Source organism: Segnochrobactrum spirostomi (assembly GCF_009600605.1).
Taxonomy (GTDB): Bacteria; Pseudomonadota; Alphaproteobacteria; order Rhizobiales; family Segnochrobactraceae; genus Segnochrobactrum; species Segnochrobactrum spirostomi.
Map to the genome: position 1 here is coordinate 121,153 of NZ_VWNA01000002.1, position 21,085 is coordinate 142,237.

Below are 21,085 nucleotides of genomic sequence, written 5' to 3' on the forward strand. Positions count from 1 at the left end.
GCTCAGGTTCGACGGAGCCCCTGCTCCATATCGGCGAGCGCGCCCGCTGCCAAGGCATGACCCGCTGCGCTGCTGCGACGCGCGGCGTTCGTTCACCCTGCGACGGGTTTGGCGAGTCTGGCCTGGGCGGCGAGGCGGATGGGGGCGTTGGGGGCGCCGTAGGCGTCGTAGGCGCGGCGTTCGACGATCTCGAAGAAGAAGCGGTCGGCGAAGGTGCGGGTGTAGATCTGGAAATATTCGCCGCCCGCGGCGTCGCGGTCGTAGAGGATGCGGCCGGCGCGCAGGCGTTCGACGAGGTCGTCGTCGAGGGCGAAGCGGGCGATCAGGTCCTCGTAATAGTTTTCGGGGATCGGCAGCGGCGCGAGGCCGCGGGCCGTCAGGGCGGCGGCGGTCGCGAAGATGTCGCGGGTCGCGAGCGCGATGTGCTGGGTGCCGGAGCCGAAGAATTCGCTGAGGAAGCGGCCGGAGAGGGTGCGGCGGCTCTGGGAGGCGTTGAGGACGACGCGCAGGGCGCCGTCGCGGGTGGCGACGACCTGGCTGCGGGTCAGCCCGCCCGGATCGGCGACGTCCTGCCCCGGCGTTTTCTCGACGTCGAGGATCGCGGAATAATAGAGGAGCCACGACAGCATCTCGTCGTAGTCCATGGACTGTGAGAGATGGTCGACGCGGACGAGGCCGGCGTCGGCCGGGTCTTGGTCGGGTACCTCTTCGTCCGCCGGATCGACGGGATCGAAATCGACCTCGCGCCAGCGGGCGCGCTCGGTGTCGTCGACGAAATAGATCAGGCTGCCGCCGACGCCGCGCACGGCGGGCATCTCGATCTCGCCAGCGGCGACGGCCTGGCGGAAGGGGGCGGCGAGGAGGCCGCGGGCGCGGCGCTCGGCCGCCTCGGCATCGGGCACCTTGAGGCACCAGGCGCACACGCCGGGGCCGTGGGTGATGTAGAAGGAATGGGCGAAGCCCTCGCGCTCGGCATTGACGACGAGGGCGATGGCGCCCTGGGTCCAGACCTCGACCTCCTTGGAGCGGTGACGGCCTGTGCGGCGGAAGCCGAGGCTCGCGATGAGGCGGCGGAACTCGGCCGCGGAGGCTTCGTCGAGGGCGAATTCGACGAATTCGACGCGCTCGACGGCGCTGCGCGGCGGCAGGGGCAGCGCGGCCCGCTTGGCGGTCGCCGTGATGTCGGCGAGGCCGATGCGGTCGGCGAGCGTGAGCAGGGAGCGCTTGCCGTCGACGGCGACGGCGCGGGCGGAGCCGGCGCGGAACTGGTCGTTGAAGATCTCGAGGGAGAGGACGCCGTCGTAGCCTGTGGCGCGGACGGCATCGAGGAAGTCGGCGACGGGGAGATCGCCCTGTCCGGGCATGGTGCGGAAGTGGCGGCTCCAGGAGAGCAGGTCGAGGGCGAGCTTGGGGGCGTCGGCGAGCTGGACGAGAAAGAGGCGGTCGGCGGGGATGGCGCGGATCGAGGCGGTGTCGATGCCGCGGGCGAGGGTGTGGAAGCTGTCGAGGATGAGGCCGACGGCGGGATGGTCGGCGCGGCGGACGATCTCCCAGGCGTCGCGGTGGTCGTTGACGAAGCGGCCCCAGGCGAGCGCCTCGTAGCCGATGCGCAGGCCGCGGCGGGCGGCGCGCGCGCCGAGGGCGGCGAGGTCGTCGGCGGCGCGGTCGATGCCGCCGAGGGCTTGGGGGGAGACGTTGGAGCAGACCAGGAGGAGGTCGGCGCCGAGCTCCTGCATGAGGTCGAACTTGCGCTCGGCGCGGTCGAAGGCGCGCCCGCGCAGGGGCTCGGGCAGGCCCTCGAAATCGCGGAAGGGCTGGAACAGGGTGATCTCGAGGCCTTCCTCGCGCACCAGCCTGCCGGCCTCGCGGGCCGACAGGTCGAAGGCGAGGAAGTCGTTCTCGAAGATCTCGACCCCGTCGAACCCCGCCCGGGCGATCGCCGACAGTTTCTCCGGAAGGTCCCCGCTCAACGACACCGTCGCAATCGACGTCTTCATCCGCGAACTCCTCCCTTCGACGAGGCTCGGCCGGGACGGACGGCGGATCCGGTTATTCCGGCCCGCCGGCCGCCGTCATCGTGTGGAAATGGCGCAGCATCCGTTCCGCGTCGGGGACGATGCCGGTGAAGAGACGAAAGGCTTCGACCGCCTGGAACACCGCCATGCCCCCGCCGTCGAGCGTCCGGCATCCGTGCGCACGCGCGCTCCTCAGGAGCTCGGTCTCGAGGGGGAAGTAGACGATCTCCGCGACCCACAGCTCGCGATGCAGGAGGTGCGCGGGGAACGGGAGGCCCGGATGCGCCTTCATGCCGGTCGGTGTCGCGTGGATGAGCCCGCCCGCCGATGCCACGCTCGGTGCGAGATCCCGTCCCGCGCCGACGGTCCGATCCGGAAAGCGCTCCGAGAGGTCGGCCGCGAGTTGTTCCGCGCGCTGGCTCTCCAGGTCGAACAGAAGCAAGTTCCGAACGCCGAGAGACAGCGCCGCATGCGCCGTGGCGGCTCCAGCACCGCCGGCCCCGAGCTGGACCACGTGATGGAGTGCGGCGCCGGGGAGCCCGCGTCGGAAGGCTTCCGCGAAGCCCCACCAATCGGTGTTGTGACCGATCCGCTCTCCGCCCCGGAACAGGACGGTGTTCACGGCGCCGATCGCGCGCGCGTCGTCGCTCAGGCTTGTCAGGAGCGGCAGGATCGCTTGCTTGAACGGGTGGGTGATGTTCAGCCCGGCGAAACCGCGCCCTTCGGCCTCGTCGAGGAGGGCGGGCAAAGCCTCAGGCCCGACGCCGCGGACGGCCGTGTCGATCAAGTCGTAGCGGTAGGAGAGCCCGTTCTCGGCGCCTTCCCGCATGTGCAGCGCAGGCGAGCGGGACGCCTGGATCCCGGCCCCGATCAGGCCGACGAGCACGCTCCTCGTGATTTGAGGGACCGTCATGCGCGCTTTCCTCCACGCCCGCCGCGTCGTTCGAACCGGCGGCCGCTTTTATAAACTAACCAGTGCGTACAATAATTGAGGGCACAGGTCCAGAGAGGAGGCCGGAGGGGGGCGATCGTGTCGGATGGGGGAGGCAGGTGCACCGACGCGACCGTCTCTCGGCAGAGGCCATGAAGCGCTCCGTCGCGAGTCATGCGGGGCCGCTCTCAACCGCGTTCTCTTTGCGAGCGCGGCCTTTTGGGAGCGATGGGGTTCCGCCGAGGCCGCAGCATCCGGGACCATTTCGACAATCCGTCCCGTCTCGATCGAAGCGGAGCTGGATGCGCGCTGCGCTCCTGGCGGGAGCGCAGATTCTCTGGACAGGTCTCGAACCGCTCGGTACCCGTTTGCGCCATCCCCGCTGCGGCGTGCCGACAGCGGCCAAGAGACACAACAAGGGGAAGTCCATGAGTGGAGCCCAGGGAGGGCGCCCGGCGCGCCGGAACGATCCCGATCTCACACGGGAGGACATTCTGGCGGTTGCGGCGGAAGAATTCTCCGATCTCGGCCTCGCCGGTGCGCGCGTGGATGCCATCGCCGAGCGCACGAAGACCTCCAAGCGCATGATCTATTATTATTTCGGGAGCAAGGAGGGGCTCTACCTCGCCGTTCTCGAACGGGCCTACAAGTCGATCCGCAGCGTGGAGGGCGACCTCTCCCTCGGTCAGCTCGCGCCGGAGACCGCGCTCGCGACGCTGATCGAATCGACGTTCGACTATGACGATGGGCATCCGGATTTCATCCGCCTCGTTGCAATCGAGAACATCCACAAGGCGGAGCACATGGCGCGATCGTCCTCGATCGCCGGGCTCAACGTCTCGGTCATCGAGACCCTCGGTGCGATCCTCGCCGAGGGATATCGGCGTGGCGCCTTCCGCCGGCGCGCCGAGCCGGTCGACGTCCACATGCTGATCAGCTCGTTCTGCTTCTTCCGGGTTTCGAACCGATACACGTTCGGAACCATCTTCGGGCTTGATCTCGCCGATCCGGCCGTGCGGGAGCGCCACCGGCGGATGATCGTCGATGCCGTGCTCGCCTACCTGAAGGCCGAGGCCTGAGGCCGGGGCGAACAAGTTCGCCTTGACGTGTACGAACTAGATAGTAAGTTTGCGATCAACGGCGATCCGCAAAGGGTCGCGGAAGGCGGCGCCGACCGCCGTCAAGAACGAGACCAGGGAGGATGAAGATGAAAACCGGACTTGCGACGGTTGCACTCGGCGCGCTCGCGGTGGCGCTGCCGTGGCTGGCGGGCGCCGCTCTCGCCGCGGACAAGGGCGAGATCGTCGTTTTCGTGCCGTCGAGCACGAACCCCTATATCGGCCAGTTCGAGAAGGGCGCCAAAGCGAAGGCGCAGGAACTCGGCTATTCGGTCAAGGCGATCGAAAACAACTTCAATCAGTCCGAGCAGGACAGCCAGGTCCAGCAGCAGCTCGCCTCGGGTGAGAAGGTCGCCGGTTATATCTGGTGGCCGTTCGAGAACGCGGCCGGGATCGGCGCGCTGCGGGCGCTGTCGAAATCCGGCGCGCCGGTGATCGTGTCGAACCAGTTCCCGCTCAAGGGCACCGACAAGTTCTACACCGCCTATGCCGGCGCGAACGACATCCTGAGCGGCAAGACGGCGGCCGAGATGCTGCTCAAGGCCTGCGCCGATGCCAAGATCAAGTGCGGCAAGGGCGCGATCATCCGCTTTCCGGCCGGCGTGTCGGCGGGTGACGATCGCGTCACCGGCTTCGAGGAGGCCGTGAAGGGCAAGCTCGACGTGATCTCGGTGACGCCGACGGCGGGCTTCCTGGAAGACGAAGGCTATAAGGTCGCGGCCCAGATCATTCCGGCCAACAAGGGCGAGCTGACCTGGATCTATACCGAGAACGACTCGATCGCCGGCGCGGCGGCGCAGGCGGCGCGCGAGAACGGCCTGACGCCGGGCAAGGATATCCTCATCGTCGGCGGAACCTGCCACGGCGACTCCAGCCACGTGGTCAACGGCGATCTCGTCGGAACCGCGATCCAATCCGGCTATTTCGAAGGCTGGCTCGCGGTTCAGACCCTGGTGAAATATATCGACACCGGCAAGGTCGAACCGGGCGAGGTCTATCTGCCCGCCGATCCCGATCATCCGCCGGCGGATACGGGCGCCCCGCACAAGTTGAATTTCCTGCCCAATCCGGCTGTCGGCAACACCCAGGCGGCCTATGATCAGGCGAAGCTCTGGGGCAAGAGCATCAAAGAGCTCTGCAACTTCTGACGCCGACACCATTCGCGTCCCTTGGGGCGCGGAGATCGGCGGAAACCGGTGCGGGAGGCCTCGGCGTCCCGCACCGTGGCGTCGCGGGAGGAGCGGCATGCTCAGGATGCGGAACATCGCCAAGCGCTACGGTGCCGCCGTCGCACTCGAGGACGTCGATCTCTCGGTCGAGGCGGGGGAGGTGATGGCGCTGCTCGGCGAGAACGGCGCCGGCAAGAGTACCCTCGTCAAGATCCTGTCCGGCCTCGAGCAGCCCGACGCCGGCTCGATCGCGATCGCGGGCGCCACGGTGACGATCGGCTCGCCCGGCCGTGCGCGGTCCGCGGGCATCTCCTACGTCGCCCAGGAACTCAGCGTCATCGGCTCGTTGAGTGTCGCGGAGAACGTCTTTCTCGGCGACGACAGCATCGGCGTCTTGCGCGGCCCCCGCCGCCTCGCCCGTCTCGCCCGGCCCTTTCTCGCCCGCGTCGGCCTCGATCACGTCGACCCGCTGCGGCCCGCCGATGCCTTTTCCGTCGCCGAGCGGCAACTCGTCGAGATCGCGCGTCTCCTGTCGCGCAAGGCGCGGATCGCGATCCTGGACGAACCGACCGCGGCGCTCTCCGAGACGGAAATCGAGCGCGTCAAGGCGGCGGTTCGTGCGCTGGCCGCCGAGGGCTGTGCGGTGATCTACGTGACGCACCGCCTCGGCGAGGTGTTCGAGCTCGCCCGGCGCGTCACCGTCATCCGCAACGGCCGCAGCTTCGACGCCGTCGAGACCCGGTCCCTCGATGTCGAGCGTCTCATCGAGATGATGCTCGGCCGGCGGCTCGAGCAGATGTTTCCCGCGCGCGCCGAGAGCCCGGGCGACGTCGTGCTCGCGGTGGAGAATTGCCTCTGCCCCGGCTTGTCTGCGCCCGTCAGCTTCACGGTGCGGCGGGGCGAGATGCTCGGCCTTGCCGGTCAGGTCGGCAGCGGCGCCAACGCCATCCTCAAAGCGCTCGCCGGTCTCGTGCCGATCCAGCAGGGTCGGATCGTCTTCCAAGGGCGGCCGTTCACGCCCCGGACGATCCGCGACAGCATCGCCGCCGGCATCGCCTATTGCTCCGACGACCGCAAACGGGACGGCGTCTTCGCGGTGCGCAACCTCGTCGAGAACCTGACGGCACCGACGCTGCGCGCGGTCTCCCGCGGGGGCCTGATCGATCGCGCCGCGGAGGGCGCCCACGCCCGCACGATCGCCCAGCAGTTCGATGTCGACGTCAATCGGCTCGATAGGCTCGCCGGTCACCTGAGCGGCGGAAACCAGCAGAAGGTGGCGCTCGGCAAGTGGATCGGGCTCGCGCCGTCTCTGCTCCTCGTGGAGGAGCCGACGCGCGGCGTCGACGTCGGGGCCCGCGCCGAGATCTATCGCCACCTCCGGGCCCAGACCGAACGCGGGCTCGCCGTGCTGTTCGCCTCGTCCGATACCCACGAGGTGCTCGGCCTCTCGGATCGCATCGGCACCTTCTTCCACGGCCGCCTCGTCGGCCTCGCGCCCGCCCAGACCATGACGGCCGAGAGCGTCACCCGTGCCGTCACCCACCCCGATCTCGCGGCCTGATCGCATGGCACCGACATCCGCATCCGCCGCCGGCCGGCGTCCCTTCGGACGCGGCACCTGGCGCTTCGCCGGGCTCTCGGTCGCGGCCGCATCGCTCCTCCTGATGGCGGTCGCGGGCCTCTCCACGCCGTCCTTCCTGACGGTCGGCAACGGTCTCGTCATCGTGCGCGCGGCCTCGATGACGGGGATCGTCGCCGTCGCCATGAGCTTCGTGACGCTGTCCGGCAACCTCTTCGCCCTGTCGGCGAGCGCGCTCGGCGCGTTTCTCGCTGTAGTGTTCGCCCTCGTCACCGCGGCCGCCGGCCTCGGCGCCGGGCTCGGCGCGGTCTTGGTCGTCGCCGTGGCCGCGGGGGCGCTGCAAGGCGTCGCCGTGAACCTCACCGGAAATCCGATCATCGCGACGCTTGCCTTCGGGGCGGTCTTCCGTGGGCTCGCGTCGGTGCTGAGCGGGAACGGCGTGCTGCGCATCAACGATGCGGCGGCGACCTGGATCGGGACCGCGCGTCCCCTCGGCATCCCGACGCAGAGCTGGGCCTTCGTGATCCTTGCCGCACTCGCCTGGCTCACCGTCCGCAAGACGAGCCTCGGACGGCGGATCCTCTTGAGCGGGGCCAACCGGGAGGCGGCGGTCGCGAGCGGCCTGCGCGTCGCCGCCGTCACCGGCACGGCCCTCGCGATCCTGTCGGTCGGCGCGGCGATCGTCGCGGTGTTCACCGTGTGCCAGTTCTCGGAGGCGCGGGCCAACCTCTTCAACGGCTACGATTTCGACTACATCGCCGCGGTGCTGGTCGGGGGCATCGCGCTCAGGGGAGGACAGGGATCGCCTCTCCAGGCGGCGCTCGGCGCGGTGCTCATCGCGCTGCTCGAGAACCTGATGCTGCTCAACGGCTTTTCCGCCGGGCTTCGGATGACGATCGTCGGCGCCGTGGTCGTCGGTGCGACGAGCGCCTTCCATCTGCTGCAGGACAAGACGTGATGAACCGTCTCGATCCGCGCCGCGATCTCGCGGTCCGCTTCGCCTTCATGCTTCTGGTCTATGCCGCGTTCGCGCTGAAGCTGCCGGCCTATTACAGCGTCGCCGGCATCGCCTCGCTGCTGGACGGGGCCTTTCTCACCGGTATTATCGCCCTCGGCGTCGGGCTCACCATGATCGCCGGCGAGATGGATCTCTCCGTCGGCTCGATGGCCGCGCTCGCGGGCATCGTCTCGATCAAGCTGGCGGCGATCGGCATCATTCCGGCGATCTGCCTGACGGCCCTGCTCGCCGCCCTCGTCGGCGCGTTGCAGGGCTGGTGCATCGCCTGGCTTCGCATCAACTCGCTCATCTTCACCGTCGGCACGCTGATCGCCTTCCGCGGCCTCGCCCTGCTGCTCTCCGGGGAGCAGACGGCGAACATTCCGCTCGACGAGCTCGAGTCCATCGACTTCCTCGACGTTCATTGGGGCTTCCTGTCCCCGCTGAGCCTGACCCTCTTCGCCGTCGCCCTCCTCCTCGGTCTGCTGGCGACGACCACGATCTGGTGTCGCGAGATCTTCGCGATCGGTGGCGGTCGGGCGGAGGCCCGGGCGGCCGGCGTGCCGACGCGACGGCCTATCGTGCTCGCGTTCGCACTGTCGGGCGGTCTCGCCGGGCTCGCGGGCGCGTTCCTGTCGCTCGAGGCCGGCAGCGCGACGCCGCTCGGCTACGAGGCGGTGCTGCTCGATGCCGTGACCGCGTGCCTGATAGGCGGCGTCGCTTTGCAGGGCGGGCGCGGCAGCGTGCTCGGCATTCTCGTCGGGCTCTTCACCCTGCGCTTCTTGGTGAGCGGGATCGCGAGCCTCGGCGCCCCGTTCTGGGCCCAGAGCCTCGCAAGCGGCGCGCTCCTCATCACGCTCATCCTCGCCGAAGGCGGCTATTCCGCATGGGCTCGCCGGCGCGCATTCTCGAGGCGCTTGAGCGTGGACGGGAGCCGGACGTGACGGGATCGGACGACGACAATCCGGCGCTCGGACGGGATTGGTTCCCGTCGCCCTGGGGGGCGGACGATCAGCGTGGCAATGCGAACCTGCTCGGGCCCCACAAGGTGCTCGAAGCGCTCGCTCTCGTGCGTTTCGGCGAGACCATCCCGCTGGGGTTCCCCTACACCCCGCGCATGCCGTTCTCGCCGGGCCGATCCTTCACGCTGACGCTGCAAGGCGGTCCTGAAGGGACGGGCGGCCCGGTCGGCGCGAAGAGCCGAACGGTCTGGAACGACGATTTCGTCGCCACCGAGATCGGGCAGATGGGCACGCACATGGATGCGCTCGGCCACCTCGGCCATCAGCGCCTCATGGGGTGCGGCCATTGCCGGACCCTGCTCTACAACGGCAACCGGCTCGACGAAATCTGGACGCCGTCGGGGCTGTCGCGGCTCGGCATCGAGCAGGCGCCGATCTTCGTCACGCGCGGCGTCCTCCTGGACGTGGAAGGTCTCAAGGGCGCGCCCCTCGCGCGCGGGGTCGAGATCACGCCGGACGATCTGCGCGCCTGCCTCGATCGACAAGGCCTGCCCGCGGACGGATGGCTGCGGCCCGGCGACGTCGTCTTGATCCGCACCGGGCACGGCTCGCGCTTCGAGACGGAAGCGGAGACGTGGTACGACAGTGCGCCGGGGCTTGGGCTTCCCGCCGCCGAATATCTCTCTGCTTTCCGACCCTGCGTGGTCGGTGCGGACAATTTCGCCGTCGACGTGATGCCGCCAGTCGATCCCGACTTCGTGCTGCCGTGCCATCAGCACCTGATCATCCGTCACGGCATTCATCTGCACGAGGGGATGAACCTCGCCGCCCTTGCCGCCCGCGGCATCAGCGAATTCGTCTACGTCTTCGCGCCTTTGCCGATCGTCGGCGCCACCGGCTCGCCGGGCATGCCGTTCGCGATCGTCTGAACGGCGCTCGGGATACGCGGGCGCCGGCACTCGCGGGCAGCGGCCGCGACGGCGCTCTCCGGAGCATCAAAGGATCGTCGAGCGGGCCGGTTCGCCGGGCAAGGTGCCGTGCAGGGGCGCGAGGACGATGTTGATGCCCTTGCGGCGCAGGCGGTCGAGGTGGGGTTCGGGGAGGGCGTCGTCGACGATGACGACGTCGAATTCCGACAGCGACCCCATGGCGTGCAGAGCGCGGCGCTCGAACTTGGTGTGATCGGCGAGCAGGATGCGCATCGCCGCGCTGTCGAACATCGCCCGCTTCGTCTCCACCATCTCGGGCGATTGGTGGAACACCAGGTCGTCGGTGATCGCGGCGAGCGAGAGGAAGACGCGGTCGGCGCGCAGGCGGCCGATCTCGGCGGTCGTCATGCGGCCGATGAAGGCGTTGCACCAATTGTAGAACTGGCCGCCGAGCCCGAGCAGGCTGACGTCGCGCACGGCCTTCAATTCGTTCATCAAGGCGAGCGAGTTGGTGATGATTGTGAGCGGGACCCGGGCCGGCAGATGCGCCGCCATCTGCAGCACCGTCGTGCTGTCGTCCATGAAGATCGCCTGGCCCGGCTCGACGAACTGCATGGCGGCGAGCGCGATCGCCTTTTTCTCTGCCGCCTGCCGGGTGACGCGATAGACGTCGCTCGATTCGATGAGGCTTGTCGGGGCGGCGGAGACGATGCCCCGCGTCTTGCGCAACAGGCCGCGGGCGACGAGCTCGTCGATGTCGCGGTGCACCGTCATCAGGCTGATGCCGAAGCGCTCGGTCAAATCCTCGATGCGCATCGTGCCCTCGGCCATCACGGCCTCGGCGATCATCTGGCGGCGGGCGAGCTGGCGGGCATGGCGGCTGTCGCTGGCGATCTGGCTGCCGACCAGACGCTCGACGGTCTCCTCGATCGAAACTTCGACGTCGTCACGCATGCGCTCTCGCTCCGCGCTGTCCCATACAACGAAATGCGGGGAGGGGCAAAAAAAGGCCCGCCGCAGGCCCTTTCGGATGCGGCGGGCCGGCTCGCGACCGGTGGTCGGCGCGGCCGCCGGGGGAGGGGTGCCGCGCCGTCCGCACCTCACTGCGAGAGGGTGAAGGGGCCGGTGTACTTGGAGACGTTGTCCGGCGTGATGAGCAGGCAGTCGAACAGCTGCTTCTCCGAGGAAGCGCCGGTCTTGCCCGTCTTGATGAAGTTGTCGGCCTGCTTGACGGCCTCGGCCGAGAACACGGCGACCGGCTGCAGGACGGTGTATTGCAGCTCGCCGGCCTTGATGGCGGCGACCGCATCCGGCGAGCCGTCGAAGCCGCCGACCTTCACCTGGTTGAGCTTGCCGGCTTCCTTCAACGCGGCGATGGCGCCGAGGGCCATCTCGTCGTTACCCGAGATCACGCCGATGATGTCCGGATGGGCCTGCAGCATGGACTGCATCTTCTTGTAGCCCATGGCGCGGTCCCAGTTCGCGACTTCCTGGGCGACCTTCACGAGATCCGGGTACTGGGTCAGCACGGTCTCGTAGCCGTTCGAACGGGTCGCGGCGTTGTTGTCGGCCGGGTTGCCGAACAGCTCGACATAGTTGCCCTTCTCGCCGACCGACTTGACCCATTGCTGGGCACCGAGCGCGGCGCCCTGGGCGTTGTTGGAGACGAGCTGCGCCTTGGCGAGGCCTTCCTGGTTGATCTCGGCGTTGACGAGGAACACCGGGATGCCGGCGGCGACCGCCTTCTTCACGGCGCCGACCGAACCGTCGGCGTTCGCCGGGTCGAGGATGATGGCGGCCGACTTGTTGGTGATCGCCGTATCGACCAGCGTCGATTCCGTGTTGGTGTCGCCCTTATGGGCGGAAACGTTGGCGGTGTAGCCGAGCTTTTCGGCGGTCGCCTTGGCGACCTGGCCTTCGGTCAGCCAATAGGGGTTGGCGGGATCATTGACGATGATCGAGATCAGGCCGTCGGCCCAAGCCTGGCTCGTCATGATGGCGCTCGCCGCGATCGCCGCGAGAAGCAGCCGCTTTCCGGTCTTCAGCATGGTCGGTCTCTCTCCCAGGGTTTCCGTTATGATGCCGTTCGATCGGCGGTGCTTTCTGCGGCGGCGCGGAAACGCGTCTTGCCCCCCGCAGAGAGTCTCGGGGCGTCGGCTCAGCCTCGCTTGAGGCGGGGGCCGTACTGGATGCTGTTCAGAAGGACCGCGAGCACGATCACGGCTCCGGTGAAGACGGTCTGCCAATAGGCGGAGACGCCGATGATCACGAGGCCGTCGGCGAGGAAGCCGATCACGAAGGCGCCGAGCATGGTGCCGCGCACCGTGCCGCGGCCGCCGCTCAGCGCGGCCCCGCCGATGACCACGGCGGCGATGGCGGTCAGCTCGTAGGTGGTGCCGGCGGTCGGTCCGGCGGAGGTGAGCTGCGAGGAGAGGACGAGGCCGGCGATCGCCGCCATGATGCCGGACAGGGTGTAGACCGTGACCTGCACGAACTTCACCGGCACGCCGGAGAGATCGGCCGCCCGGGCGTTGCCGCCGGAGGCGTAGAGCCAGCGGCCGAAGGCGGTGCGGGCGAGCACCAGGCCGAAGATCAGAGCAAGCACGAACAGCACGATGACGCTGATCGGGACACCCGCGAGGCGGTTGAAGCCGAGCCAGTCGAAGCCGACATTGCCGAGCTCCGGCTTGCCGCCGAGATTGTTGTAGGTGAGCCCGTTCGTCATCAGGAGCGCGATGCCGCGGGCGACATAGAGCGTGCCGAGGGTCGCGACGAAGGCGGGCACGCGGAAATAGGCGATCAGCACGCCGTTGACGGCGCCCACCAGCCCGCCGCAGACGCAGGTGATGATGACGACCGCCCACACCGGGGTATAGAGGATCACCCCGAGCGGCGCGATCGCGACGCCCTGCATCAGGAAGCCGGCGACGCAGCCGGCGAGGCCGAGCACCGAGCCGACCGAGAGATCGATGCCGCCGGTCAGGATCACCATCAGCATTCCGATCGCCAGAATGCCGTAGATCGCGACGTGCGACGCCATGATCAGGAAGTTGCTCGTCGTCGCATAATGCGGCGACAGGAACGAGAACGCGACGACGATCGCGATGAGAGCGATGAAGGCACGCCCTTCCAAGAGGAGCTGGCGCAGATCGAAGCTCCGCTTCGACGGCGCAGCGGCCATCTTCTTCGGTTGGGCGGTGGAATGCGACATCGTCATCGGTCCTATCCAGCGATCGATCAGGCGACCATGGCCTCGCCGGAGGCGGCCATGATTCTTTCCTTGGAGACGTCGGAGCCGAACTCGGCGGAGATCCGGCCGCGGTGCATCACGACGATGCGGTGGGCAATCGACAGGCACTCGCCGACTTCGGAGGTGGTGTAGACGACCGCGAGCCCCTGCCGGGCGCGGGCCGCGAGCAGGCGGAACACCTCGCCCTTGGCGCCGACGTCGATGCCGCGGCTCGGCTCGTCGAGCAGCAGCACCTTCGGGTTGGTCGCCAGCATCTTGCCGATCACGACCTTCTGCTGGTTGCCGCCGGACAAGGAGCCGATCGCGGCGCCGCCGCCGTCGGTCTTCACCGTCACCTTGCGGATGGCGTCCTCGACGATCGACTGCTCGGAGCGGCGCGAGGTGAAGAGGCCCTTGGTGAAGGCGCGGATGCTCGCGAGCGACAGGTTCTGGCCGACGCTCATGGTCTGCACGAGACCGTCGCGCTGCCGGTCCTCCGGCACCAAGGCGAGGCCGCGGGCGATGCGCTCGGCGATCGAGAGGCCCGAAATGTCCGCCCCGTCGAGCAGCACGCGGCCGCCTGCCGGCGCGATGCGGCCGGCGAGGCACTCGAGCAGTTCGGTGCGGCCGGCCCCCATCAGGCCGTAGATGCAGACGATCTCGCCCGCCCGCACATCGAGCGACAGGCGATCGACGAGGAGGAAGCCCGCGGTGCCGTCGGCGACGCTGACCTGCTCGACCTGGAGCACCGGCGGGCCGAACTCGTAGCCCGTCGGCGGGGTTCCGAGGTCGAAATTGTCGCCCACCATGTTGCGGACGATCCACTCGAGGTCGATCGCGGCGCGCGGCGCATAGGCCGTCATGGCGCCGTCGCGCAGCACCACGGCGTGATCGGTGATCTGCAGCGCCTCTTCGAGGTGGTGCGAGATGTAGACGATCGAGACCCCGCGCGCGGTCAGGTCGCGGATCACCTTGAACAGCACCTCGACCTCGGAGGCGCTGAGCGCCGAGGTCGGCTCGTCCATGATGAGGATGCGGCTGTTGACCGAGAGCGCCCGGGCGATCTCGACGATCTGCTGCTGGCCGAGACGGAGATCCTCGACCGGGGTGAGCGGATCGATCTCTTCCTCGAGCTCGGCCATGAGGGCGCGGGTCTGCCGCTCCTCCTCGGCGAAATCGACGCCGGTGGCTGTACGGATCTCGCGGCCCATGAAGATGTTGTCGCGCACCGAGAGATTGGGCGCGAGGCTGAGCTCCTGATGGATGATGGAGATGCCGTGCTCGCGCGCCTCGGTCGAGGAGGCGAAGCTGACCGGGCGGCCGTCCAGGATGATGGCCCCGGAGGTCGGCTGCACCACCCCGGAGAGGATCTTCATCAGCGTCGACTTGCCGGCGCCGTTCTCCCCGAACAGCGTGGTGACCTGGCCGCGGTGGATGTCGAAGTTGACGCCCTTCAGCGCGCGGATGCTGCCGTAGGACTTGGCGATGTCGCGGGCTGCGAGCACGACCTCGCCGACGGCTGCGCTGGGTTCGGTGCCGGTGCTCATTGGACGTCCAGCTTCACCGGCGTGACGAGCCAGTTCTTCGGGTTGAGCAGGCGGAAGACGCCGACGACCTTGATCGTCTTGCCCGACAGGTTCGCGGTGTCGACCGAGGCCAGAACCTGCTTCTTCATCTCCTTGTTGATCGCGGAGCCGGCGTTCTGGAACTCGATCTGGTTCTTGAACTGGCCGAACTGGATCTCGCCGGTGGCGTCGCGCAGTTCGGTGCCGTTGATGGCGGGCCCGGTCTGGACGCGGATACCGTCGCCGGCCGGCATGCCCTCGACGCTCACCGTGTAGATGCCCGACTTGCCGGTGCCGACGGTTCCGGTGAAGCGGACGGAGAAGAGCGGGCCGGTGCCGGAGGCGACGCCGTATTTCGCGGTGGCGGCGGCACTGTCGGCGGCAAGGGCCGTCGCGAGCGTCGCCGCGTCGACCGCCTTGGCTTCGACGGCGGCCTGGATCTTGGGGAAGGCGGTCGCCCCGTAGGCCTCGGGCGAGAAGCCGGCCTGCCGCTCGTCCTCCGCGGACCCGATGCGCACGACCTTCGTATCGAGGGCGATGGCGCCGACCACGACCACGGCGATCGCGGCGATCGCTACGGTGCGGCGGGTTCGGCGGGAGCCGAAGGGCGATGCGGCGGGATTCGTGGCCAAGCTCATGATGAATATCCCGGCTCGGGACGATGTCCCGAGTGCCTGTGCCTGATCCGGGAGGGCGCAGCCGTCCGAGCCGCCGGCGGCGGTTCTCGAGGCGCGGACGTGTCTCGCCGCGGTGAGCGGCACGGACTACATCCGGCGGCGGTGCGTATCCTCCCGTGAGCCGACGTGACCGCTTCGCGCAGCCCGCCGATCGCGATTTTCCGCGTGATATCAATCCTGAGAGGTGAGATATCGCGCTAGAGATATGTTATTTATCGCGAGACTATGTGATCTTAACGTAGCCTGTCAATCGGTGTTCGGCGTTTCCGGTGTTGGTTCGAAGAGCGGCTCTCCGCCTCGATCGCTCGCAGGTGTCATGCCGCAACGGCCTTCGAGCCCCGGGCCGGAAAACGCGCGTGGCTGCCGCACGCCGACCGAGTTCATCGTGTGACGGGGCCGAGCGGTGTGGATTTCTCCACAATTCCTCCCAGTTTCGGCCGGCCCTTCGTTCACGGGGCCGTTTTTCGCGCGGGACGTCCGCGACGCCCTTCCTTGCTCGCCGCTGTGGGTGCGGGCGCCGGTTGGGGCCGCAGATGCGGTCGAACTCGCATCGCGATGAAGAGAAGGCTATCTGAAATTTTTTCCGCCGTCCGCAAAAAAAATCATTCACTGCGTGATCTTTATGATAAATCGATCGCATGCTATCTGAGGGCGTCGTCAGCGGCTCGATATCGCCGGCCGCCTCGAAGACGCCGACGACCAAAGACGACGCCGCCGGGCCGTGAGCCCGAGACGGGCGCGACGGGAGGACTGCGATGGTTGCTGCGACGGACCCCGGCTCTCGATCGGGGCGCGGACCGCATTCGGGACAGACGATGCGAGCGGGTGCTGATCTCCTGATCGGAATCGATTCGGGAACCTCGGTCATCAAGGCCGTCGCGTTCGAACTCGGCGGCCGTCAGATCGCGTCAGCCTCGGTTCCGAACGCCTACGCCATGGGGGCGGACGGTTCGGCCGTGCAGCCGCTCGACCGCACATGGGATGATTGCGCTGCGGCGATCCGCGGCCTCGCCGAGAAGATCGAAGGCCTCGCCGCCCGCACCGCCGCGATCGCGGTGACGGCGCAGGGCGACGGCACGTGGCTCGTCGGCGCCGGCGACCGTCCGGTGTCGGAGGCCTGGCTGTGGCTCGACGCCCGCGCGGCGCCGACCGTTGAGCGGCTCGCGGCGGGTCCGCTCAACCGTGCCCGGTTCGAGGCGACCGGTACGGGCCTCAACACCTGCCAGCAGGGCTCCCAGCTCGCCCACATGGATCGCACCGCGCCGCACCTGCTCGATACGGCCGAGGTGGCGCTGCATTGCAAGGATTGGCTCTATCTGAAGCTGACCGGCGTGCGGGCGACCGACCCCTCCGAGGCGAGCTTCACCTTCGGCAACTTCCGCAGCCGGGCCTATGACGACACGGCGATCGAGGCCCTCGGCCTCTCGTCGCGCCGCGGCCTGCTGCCCGAGATCATCGACGGCACCGAGATCACCCATCCGCTGACGGCCGAGGCCGCGCGGCAGACCGGCCTGCTCGCCGGCACGCCGGTCTCGCTCGGCTATGTCGACATGGCGATGACGGCGCTCGGCGCCGGGGTCCACACCGGCGAGCCGGCGGCCTGTTCGGTGATCGGCTCCACGGGCGTTCACCTCAAGGCGTGCCGGTTCGAGGACGTCTTCCTCAACGCCGAGGGCACGGGCTACGTGATCGCCCTGCCGGTCCCCGGGGTCGTGACCCAGGTCCAGACCAACATGGCGGCGACCCTCAACATCGACTGGGTGCTGAAGATCGCGAGCGACATCCTCTCGACGGCCGACGCGCCGGTGCGGCCGTCGGACCTCGTGCCGCGCATCGAGGGGTGGCTCGCCGAGAGCCGGCCGGGGGCGCTTCTCTATCACCCCTACATTTCCGAGGCCGGCGAGCGCGGGCCCTTCGTCAACGCCAAGGCGCGGGCGGACTTCATCGGGCTCTCCACCGCGCACCGCTATGCCGATCTCGTCCGGGCCGTGATCGAAGGGCTCGGGATGGCGATGCGCGATTGCTATTCGGCGATGGGCGATCTGCCGACGGAGCTCAGGCTCACCGGCGGCGCGGCGCGGTCGAAGGCGCTGCGCGGCATCCTGTCGGCCGCCGTCGGCGCGTCGGTCCGCGTGTCGAGCCGCGAGGAAGCCGGTGCGGCCGGCGCGGCGATGATGGCCGCGGTCGCCGTCGGCGCCTATCCCTCGATGGAAGCCTGCATCGCCGAATGGGTGACGCCGCTGCTCGGGGCCACGGAAGCGCCCGATCGCGGCCTCGCCGATGCCTACCAGCGGCTTTTCCCGGTTTACGCGACCGCTCGGCGCGCCCTCGTCCCCGTGTGGGGCGAGCTCGGCGCCCTGCGCGGCCTCTGATTGATACCGGCGCGTCCTGCAAGGGGCGCCGGATGGTTGCGAAGGAGCAGGCGATGACCACCGAAGCGCGCGCGATCGATCTCTTCGTGATCGGCGGCGGCATCAACGGCGCGGGCATTGCGAGGGACGCGGCGGGCCGCGGCCTCTCGGTGGTTCTGTGCGAGAAGGACGATCTCGCGCAGGGCACCTCGTCGCGCTCCGGCAAGCTCGTCCACGGCGGCCTGCGTTATCTCGAATATTACGAGTTCCGTCTGGTGCGCGAGGCACTCATCGAGCGCGAGGTGCTGCTCAACGCGGCGAGCCACATCATCTGGCCGATGCGCTTCGTCCTGCCGCACAGCCCGAACGATCGGCCGGCCTGGCTCGTCCGCCTCGGCCTCTTCCTCTACGACCACCTCGGCGGTCGCAAGAAATTGCCGGGCACCCGCGCCCTGAACCTTCTGCGCGATCCCGAGGGAGCGCCGATCCTCGACCAATATCCCCGCGGCTTCGAATATTCCGATTGCTGGGTCGACGACGCCAGGCTGGTGGTGCTGAACGCCCTCGATGCGGCCGAGAAGGGCGCGGAGGTACTGACCCGCACCGCCTGCATCAGCGCCCGGCGCGACGGCGGGCAATGGACGGTGCAGACCCGCGACGGCCGCACCGGCGAGATCCGCACCTTCCGGGCGCGGGCGGTGGTGAATGCCGGCGGGCCGTGGGTCAACGACATCGTCGGCCGCGTCGCCGGCTCGAACTCGAGCCGCAACGTGCGCCTCGTCAAGGGCAGCCACATCATCGTTCCGAAGTTCTGGGAGGGCCAGCAGGCCTATCTCGTTCAGAACCACGACAAGCGCGTCATCTTCATCAACCCCTACGAGGGCGACAAGGCGCTGATCGGCACGACCGACATCCCCTATGACGGCGCGCCGGAGAAGGTCGCCGCCGACGAACGGGAGATCGATTATCTGATCGCCGCCGTGAACCGCTACTTCAAGGAGAAGCTGCGGCGCAGCGACGTCATCCGCGCCTTCTCCGGCGTGCGGCCGCTGTTCGACGACGGCAAGGGCAACCCGTCCGCCGTCACCCGCGACTACGTGTTCGATCTCGACGAGACCGGCGGCGCACCGCTCCTCAATGTCTTCGGCGGCAAGATCACGACGTTCCGCAAGCTGTCGGAGCATGCGTTGCAGCGCCTCGGCAAGACGTTTCCGAAGATGGGCGGCGACTGGACGGCGGGCGCCGTGCTGCCCGGGGGCGAGATCCCGGGCGCCGACTTCCCGGCCTTCGTGGAGACCCTGCGCGCCGCCTATCCGTGGATGCCGCGCGCGCTCGTCCTGCATTATGGCCGGCTCTACGGCGCGCGCACGCCGGCGATCGTGGGAGCCGCCGACGGTTTCGCCGGGCTCGGCCGCCATTTCGGCGCGCATCTCTACGAGGCGGAGGTCCGCTATCTCGTCGCCCGTGAATGGGCGCAGACGGCGGAAGATGTCCTCGACCGCCGCACCAAGCACGGCCTGCACCTCACCGAGGCGCAGAGGGCCGCGTTCACCGCCTGGTTCGACGCGGAACTCGCGCTCGCCGCCTGACACCCTCTCGCCCGCTTGCCCCCAGGACGACGATGCCGCTGACGCTGTCCCTCAACACCAATCCGCTGGTCAATCGCTTCGCCGATCCGGACGACTTGATCGAGACGGTGGCGCGCGACCTCAGGATCCGCGACCTTCAGCTCACCCACGAGTTCATCAATCCGAGCTGGCCCGCTCCGGTGATCCGCCGCCTGACCCGGCAGATGGGCGCCGTGCTCGCCCGCACCGGGGTGCGCGTGACGAGCGGCATGACGGGGCCCTACGGCCGGCTCAACCATTTCGGCCATCCCGACCGCGAGGTCCGGCGCTATTATGTCGATTGGTTCAAGACCTTTGCGGACATCGTCGGGGATCTCGGCGGCGTTTCGGTCGGCACCCAGTTCGCGATCTTCACCTACCGCGATTATGACGATCCGGCCCGCCGCGAGGCGCTGATCGAGACGGCGATCGCCTGCTGGGCCGAGGTTGCCGAGCATGCCAAGGCGGCCGGCCTGAAATATGTGTTCTGGGAGCCGATGAGCATCGGCCGCGAGTTCGGCGAGACGATCGAGGCCTGCCTCGCCTTGCAGAACCGCCTGACCGCCGCCGGGCTCGCGGTGCCGATGTGGATGATGGCCGACATCGACCACGGCGACGTCACCTCGGCGAACCCGGACGATTACGACCCCTACGCGTGGGCGCGCGCCGTGCCGCCCGTCTCGCCGATCATCCACATCAAGCAGAGCCTGATGGACAAGGGCGGTCATCGTCCGTTCACGGCGGAGTTCAACGCGAAGGGCCGCATTCAGCCGGCGCCGCTCCTCGAAGCGTTCGCGGCCGGCGGTGCGGTCGACAACGAAATCTGCCTCGAACTCAGCTTCAAGGAGCGCGAGCCGAACGATCGTCAGGTGATCCCGCAGATCGCCGAGAGTATCGCCTTCTGGGCCCCCATATCGAGACCGGCGTCGCCGATCTCTCGATCTGAGGGGGCGCGCACCGAGGGCGGAGGCCGCGAGCAGGATGACCCGAAAGCCGATCAACACGTCGCCGGAAGACTCGCTCGCGATCCGCGCGGCGTGGCTCCACTATGCCGGCGGCCTGACCCAGGCCGAGGTCGCCCGTCGGCTCGGGCTGCCGTCGGTGAAGACGCATCGCCTCATCGCCCGCGCCGTCGCGGACGGTGCCGTGAAGGTCACGATCGACGGCGACATCGTCGAGTGCGTGAACCTCGAGGTTGCCCTGTGCGATCGCTACGGCCTCGATTTCTGCGAGGTCGCACCGGACCTCGGCGAGGAGGGGCTGCCTTTGCGGGGCCTCGGGATCGCCGGCGCGAGCTATATCAAACGCGAGATCGAACATGGCGGCCACCGGGTCGTCGGCCTCGGCCATGGCCGCACGCTCGCGGCCGCCGTGCATCAGCTTCAGCGCACAGCGGCGTCCGGCATCCGCTTCGTCTCGCTGCTCGGCGGCGTGACGCGCAATTATTCGGCCAATCCCCACGATGTGATGCACAGCATCGCCGAGAAGACGGGCGCGCAGGCCTTCATCATCCCCGTCCCCGTCGTCGCCAACACCGCGGAAGATCGCAAGGTGTTGCTCGACCAACGCGGCGTTCGCGACGTTTACGAGATGTGCTGCAAGGCCGAGCTGAAGATCGTCGGCATCGGCACGGTCGGGCCCGACGCGCAGCTCGTCTCCTCCGGCATGATCGAGCCCGCCGAAATCGGCGCGGTCGCTGAGGCGGGCGGGATCGGCGAAGTGCTCTGCCACTTCTTCGATGCCGACGGGCGGGTCGTCGAGACCGCCCTGACCGCGCGCACCACGGCGGCGCCGGTCGAGGGGCCGGACGGGGCGCGCATCGTCGCCATCGCCGGCGGCAAGAGCAAGGTTCCCGCGATCCGCGCGGTTCTGAAGAGCGGCCGGCTGGCCGGATTGATCACCGATGAAGCGACCGCGAAGGCGCTGCTCTGAGTTGAGAGAGCGAAGCAGGCATCA

At 68.6% G+C, this 21,085-nt stretch carries 16 protein-coding genes and 1 pseudogene; 10 read left to right on the plus strand and 7 right to left on the minus strand.

Features of this window, described 5'->3' with window-relative positions; genetic code table 11:
- Positions 1-92 precede the first annotated feature (92 nt).
- A complete protein-coding gene (locus F0357_RS19120; RefSeq protein WP_153487842.1) occupies positions 93-1,997 on the minus strand; it encodes a bifunctional sugar phosphate isomerase/epimerase/4-hydroxyphenylpyruvate dioxygenase family protein in 1,905 nt (634 codons plus the stop codon).
- 52 nt (positions 1,998-2,049) lie between these two features.
- On the minus strand, positions 2,050-2,928 hold the full coding sequence (locus F0357_RS19125; protein ID WP_153487844.1) for a shikimate dehydrogenase: 879 nt from the start codon (positions 2,926-2,928) through the stop codon (positions 2,050-2,052).
- Positions 2,929-3,374: 446 nt separating this feature from the next.
- On the opposite strand from F0357_RS19125, the gene F0357_RS19130 reads away from it, so the two are divergent.
- The 6 genes from F0357_RS19130 (at position 3,375) to F0357_RS19155 (ending at position 9,700) form a co-directional block, all read left to right on the plus strand.
- Positions 3,375-4,025, plus strand: coding sequence for a TetR/AcrR family transcriptional regulator (locus F0357_RS19130; protein WP_153487846.1), 651 nt, complete (start codon positions 3,375-3,377; stop codon positions 4,023-4,025).
- A gap of 128 nt (positions 4,026-4,153) precedes the next feature.
- The gene (locus tag F0357_RS19135; RefSeq protein WP_208948479.1) at positions 4,154-5,212 is read left to right on the plus strand and encodes a sugar ABC transporter substrate-binding protein; all 1,059 of its coding nucleotides are present in this window, start codon (positions 4,154-4,156) and stop codon (positions 5,210-5,212) included.
- A 97-nt stretch (positions 5,213-5,309) separates the two neighbouring features.
- On the plus strand, positions 5,310-6,794 hold the full coding sequence (locus F0357_RS19140) for a sugar ABC transporter ATP-binding protein (protein WP_153487853.1): 1,485 nt from the start codon (positions 5,310-5,312) through the stop codon (positions 6,792-6,794).
- A gap of 4 nt (positions 6,795-6,798) precedes the next feature.
- Positions 6,799-7,770, plus strand: a complete 972-nt coding sequence (locus tag F0357_RS19145; protein WP_153487856.1) for an ABC transporter permease — start codon at positions 6,799-6,801, stop codon at positions 7,768-7,770.
- The gene (locus F0357_RS19150; protein WP_153487860.1) at positions 7,770-8,753 is read left to right on the plus strand and encodes an ABC transporter permease; all 984 of its coding nucleotides are present in this window, start codon (positions 7,770-7,772) and stop codon (positions 8,751-8,753) included. Before F0357_RS19145 ends, F0357_RS19150 begins: the two co-directional genes overlap by 1 nt.
- Positions 8,750-9,700 carry a cyclase family protein gene (locus tag F0357_RS19155; RefSeq protein ID WP_208948480.1) on the plus strand — a complete coding sequence of 317 codons (951 nt, stop codon included), beginning with the start codon at positions 8,750-8,752 and terminating at the stop codon, positions 9,698-9,700. Before F0357_RS19150 ends, F0357_RS19155 begins: the two co-directional genes overlap by 4 nt.
- Positions 9,701-9,766: 66 nt before the next feature.
- Here the strand turns inward: F0357_RS19155 and F0357_RS19160 are convergent, their stop codons facing one another.
- The 5 genes from F0357_RS19160 to F0357_RS19180 all read right to left on the minus strand — a co-directional run bounded on the left by F0357_RS19160 (position 9,767) and on the right by F0357_RS19180 (position 15,132).
- Positions 9,767-10,549, minus strand: coding sequence for a DeoR/GlpR family DNA-binding transcription regulator (locus tag F0357_RS19160; RefSeq protein ID WP_376767847.1), 783 nt, complete (start codon positions 10,547-10,549; stop codon positions 9,767-9,769).
- Between the two features lie 251 nt (positions 10,550-10,800).
- Positions 10,801-11,748, minus strand: a complete 948-nt coding sequence (locus tag F0357_RS19165; protein ID WP_153487871.1) for a D-ribose ABC transporter substrate-binding protein — start codon at positions 11,746-11,748, stop codon at positions 10,801-10,803.
- Positions 11,749-11,858: 110 nt separating this feature from the next.
- Positions 11,859-12,881: an ABC transporter permease gene (locus F0357_RS19170; protein WP_246161809.1), complete on the minus strand. Its 1,023-nt coding sequence runs from the start codon at positions 12,879-12,881 to the stop codon at positions 11,859-11,861.
- Between the two features lie 56 nt (positions 12,882-12,937).
- Positions 12,938-14,476, minus strand: coding sequence for a sugar ABC transporter ATP-binding protein (locus F0357_RS19175; RefSeq protein ID WP_153487874.1), 1,539 nt, complete (start codon positions 14,474-14,476; stop codon positions 12,938-12,940).
- Complete coding sequence (locus F0357_RS19180) at positions 14,473-15,132, minus strand: DUF2291 family protein (RefSeq protein ID WP_153487876.1); 660 nt, start codon at positions 15,130-15,132, stop codon at positions 14,473-14,475. The genes F0357_RS19175 and F0357_RS19180 overlap by 4 nt, the downstream gene beginning before the upstream one ends.
- A gap of 854 nt (positions 15,133-15,986) precedes the next feature.
- Here F0357_RS19180 and F0357_RS19185 point away from each other — a divergent pair.
- The 4 genes and pseudogenes from F0357_RS19185 (at position 15,987) to F0357_RS19195 (ending at position 21,061) form a co-directional block, all read left to right on the plus strand.
- Positions 15,987-17,543 (plus strand): FGGY-family carbohydrate kinase, encoded by a 1,557-nt coding sequence (locus F0357_RS19185; protein WP_153487880.1) that lies wholly within the window; start codon positions 15,987-15,989, stop codon positions 17,541-17,543.
- A gap of 53 nt (positions 17,544-17,596) precedes the next feature.
- Entirely contained in the window at positions 17,597-19,111 is a 1,515-nt protein-coding gene (locus F0357_RS19190) for a glycerol-3-phosphate dehydrogenase (RefSeq protein WP_153487884.1), read from the plus strand.
- A gap of 32 nt (positions 19,112-19,143) precedes the next feature.
- Positions 19,144-20,075: pseudogene (locus F0357_RS24690) on the plus strand (sugar phosphate isomerase/epimerase family protein).
- A gap of 35 nt (positions 20,076-20,110) precedes the next feature.
- On the plus strand, positions 20,111-21,061 hold the full coding sequence (locus tag F0357_RS19195) for a sugar-binding transcriptional regulator (protein ID WP_153487887.1): 951 nt from the start codon (positions 20,111-20,113) through the stop codon (positions 21,059-21,061).
- The last annotated feature ends 24 nt before the right edge of the window (positions 21,062-21,085 follow it).